This is a genomic window from Streptomyces sp. NPDC059080 (assembly GCF_042739975.1).
Lineage (GTDB): Bacteria > Actinomycetota > Actinomycetes > Streptomycetales > Streptomycetaceae > Streptomyces > Streptomyces benahoarensis.
The window spans coordinates 1-3,322 of the sequence record NZ_JBHYGX010000016.1 but is presented as its reverse complement, the minus strand read 5'-3'; the positions used below and the strand labels follow the sequence as shown (position 1 = coordinate 3,322).

The 3,322-nt window shown below is 75.2% G+C and carries 2 protein-coding genes; one reads left to right on the top strand and one right to left on the bottom strand.

Annotated features, from left to right (window positions below; genetic code table 11):
* Positions 1–468: 468 nt before the first annotated feature.
* Positions 469–2,469, top strand: coding sequence for an N-acetylmuramoyl-L-alanine amidase (locus ACFWWQ_RS15315; protein WP_384596255.1), 2,001 nt, complete (start codon positions 469–471; stop codon positions 2,467–2,469).
* A 51-nt stretch (positions 2,470–2,520) separates the two neighbouring features.
* Here the strand turns inward: ACFWWQ_RS15315 and ACFWWQ_RS15310 are convergent, their stop codons facing one another.
* Positions 2,521–3,021: a hypothetical protein gene (locus tag ACFWWQ_RS15310; protein WP_345090904.1), complete on the bottom strand. Its 501-nt coding sequence runs from the start codon at positions 3,019–3,021 to the stop codon at positions 2,521–2,523.
* Between the last annotated feature and the right edge of the window lie 301 nt (positions 3,022–3,322).

The following is a 3,322-nucleotide window of genomic DNA, read 5'->3' as shown; positions in this document are numbered from 1 at the left end:
CGCGCGTCTCGGGGGGGCGGGGCGGGGGCGCGCCCCCCCGCCCCCCGCCGCGCGCGTGCGGGCGGGGCCGCCGCGAACGTCGACTAGCTGCCCCCCCCCCCCCCCTTCGTCATGCCGAGGCACGGGCGCGATGCCGGGGCAAGGACGCGCCGTCCCGTGGCGCACGGCCGCGCACCCGGTTCCGCGGCCGCCCGGCGCATGGGTCCATGGGTCCGCGGCCGCCACTGGTCCATTCCACTGATGCCCCGCAGGCCGCGGGCCGATCCCGGGAAGACTGCCTCCGTACCTCGCTGACATGCGAAATCCCGCTGTGGCGAGGTGATTGACGGATCGTTGGACAGCCGATACCTCTAGGCCGGTCGGGCCTCATGAGACGAGTCCCGTCCCGTTCGGACGTCTGCGCACCACCCGTCACAACGCCCCGGCCGGGGCCGGTCCCAGGAGGTTGCCTTGCGAAGACTGCGAAGAATCCGGAGAGCCGAACCGGAGGGCGGACGACGCACCTCCCGCCCGGCCGTCCGCACCGCGACGGCCCTCGCCGCCGGGGCGCTGCTGCTCCCGCTGGTGTCGGCCACCGGTCCGGCCGGGGCCGCCGAGCCCGCGCCGGACACCCTCCAGCGGGCCTTCACCGAGGCCGCCGCCCGCTACCACGTACCGCGCAGTGTGCTGCTGGGCGTCTCCTACCTGGAGTCCCGCTGGGACGCGCACGGCGGTGCGCCCAGCGTCGACGGCGGGTACGGCCCGATGCATCTGACGGACGCACGGGCGGCGGTGGCCCGGGTGGTGGCGCGCCACAGCGAGGCGGACGACGACCCGCGGGGCGACGCCGCGCGGCCGGTCGCGGCCGGGCACCAGGCCGCCGCGCCGCAGCCGCTGCCCGCCGAGCTGCCCGCGCGGCTGCGGACGCTGCCCCGGGCGGCCGAGCTGACCGGTATCCCGGCGGCGAAGCTGCGCACCGATCCGGCGGCGAACGTCCTCGGCGGCGCGGCGCTGCTCGCCGCGGAGCAGCGCGCGCTGGGGCTGCCGCGCGATGCCGGTCCGGCCGGTTGGTACGCCGCGGTGGCGCGGTACGCCGGTGCGGGCGACGCATCCGGCGGGCGGGTCTTCGCCGACGAGGTCTTCGACGCGCTGCGGCGCGGTCAGGCGCGGACGACGGACGCGGGGCAGCGGGTGGCGCTGGCGGCGCGTCCCGCGCTGCGCCCCGACGCCGCACAGGCGAAACGTATCGCCCTGGCGGTCCGGCAGGCGGCCGCTCCGGCGGCGCGGCCCGAGTGCCCCGCGACGGTGGCGTGCGAGTCGGTCCCGGCGCCGTACGAGAAGTTCGGGAACGACGACTACGGCAACCACGACAAGGCGGACCGGCCCAAGGACCTCAAGGTCGACACGATCGTCATCCATGACACCGAGGGGTCGTGGGAGACGTCGCTGAAGCTGGTCCAGGACCCGACGTATGTGTCGTGGCACTACACGGTCCGCTCGTCCGACGGGCTGATCGCCCAGCACGTGCCGACGAAGGACGTCGCCTGGCAGGCCGGGAACTGGTACATCAACTCCCACTCGATCGGCATCGAACACGAAGGGTTCCTGGCGGCGCCCGACGCCTGGTACACGGAGGCGATGTACCGCAGCTCGGCGCGGCTGGTGACCTATCTGAGCCGGAGGTACGGGGTGCCGCTGGACCGGCAGCACATCCTGGGCCACGACAACGTGCCGGGCACGACGACGTCGACGATCCCGGGGATGCACACCGACCCCGGTCCGTACTGGGACTGGGCGCACTACTTCACGCTGCTGGGCAAGCCGTTCGCGGCGGGGCGGCGGGCGACGGGCGATCTCGTCACGATCCGGCCGGACTACGCGACGAACAAGCCGCCGTACACGGGCTGTGAGAAGGCGGGCGCGCCCTGTGCCGCGCACGGGTCGGAGGCGGTGCGGCTGCGTGTCGCGCCGAAGGCGGACGCGGCGCTGGTCAAGGACGTGGGGCTGCGGCCGGACGGCAGCGCGTCGACGATCGACGTCAACGATCTGGGGGCGCGGGCCAGCACCGGCCAGCACTTCGCGTTCGCCGGGCAGCAGGGCGGCTGGACGGCGATCTGGTACCTCGGGCAGCGGGCATGGTTCGAGAACCCGGCGAAGCGGCCGACGGCCTTCCGCACGGCGGGCGCGACGGTGACGCCGAAGGCGGGGCGGGCGACGATCCCGGTCTACGGGCGGGCGTACCCGGAGAAGGCGGCGTATCCGGCGGGTGTACCGGTGCAGGAGGTGTCGCCGCTGCCGTACCCGCTGCACGCCGGGGAGCGGTACGCGGTCGGCGGGAGCGTGCGCGGGGACTACTTCTCCGCGTCCGGCTTCGACACGGCCACGCACGCCGTCGTACGGGGCGAAGACCGCTACTACGAGATCCAGGTCGGGCACCGGATCGGGTATGTGCGGGCCGCGGACGTCGACGTCCGGCGGGGCGGGGCGTAACCGGCTGCCGCAGGGGCCGGGGAGTGGTGACGCTTCCCGGCCCTCGGCTCGTCAGTGCTGCTGGAAGAGTTCGGCCGGGAGCGGCTTGAGGAGGGCGTAGAGATCGTCCGTGATCGGGCGGTCCCAGCTGGCGATGGTGACCAGCACGCCGTCGCTGCGGTCGAACTGGACGCAGGAGACGCGGCTTTCGGAGCACTTGATGCGCTTGACGATGAGGAGGTTGTCGTCGTGCATGACGGGGGTGTCCTCGCTCTCGACGACCTCGACCGGCTCGTCGTTGCCGAGCGCCGCCAGCAGCTGGGCGACCTCGAAGGGCACCTCGCCGTCGGCCAGCTCGCGGGCCGGGGAGCCCTCCGGGAGATTCCCGATGACCATCGCGGGGCCGCGGCCGCCGAACAGGTCGTAGCGGAGGAAGACGCCCTGGCAGGTGCCGTCGGGGGCGGGCAGCAGCCCGGCTCCGAGATTGCCCGGCCAGTCCCCGGGATCCATGGCGAGGACGTCGAAGTCAGGCCCGGCGGGCGTGGCTGCGCTGCGGCGGCGGAGGAAGGACATGCCGCCATCGTACGTGCCCGGACGGCGGTCGGCGGACCCGACGGCGGGGGCCGGCGGGCGGGCGCGGGGGACGGGTCGGGGCCCGGCGCGGGGCCTGGGCCGTGGTGTGGGCGGCGGGGGCGGCGGGGGGCGGCGGCGGCGCCGGGTGCGGCGGTTCGCACCGGCGCGTGCGGCCGTCCGGGCGGCCCGGCGGCCGCGGCGCGTGCGGCCGCGCGCCCCCCGCGGGGGGGGGGAGCCCCCCCCCCGGGCGCGCGGGGGCGTGTTATCAAAAAAAATCCCCCCCAAAAGACACACAATCACT

What these genes read in the sequence shown, in the direction of transcription:
- ACFWWQ_RS15310 (WP_345090904.1), bottom strand. Translation starts at nt 3,021, where the DNA reads ATGTCCTTCCTCCGCCGCCGCAGCGCAGCCACGCCCGCCGGGCCTGAC.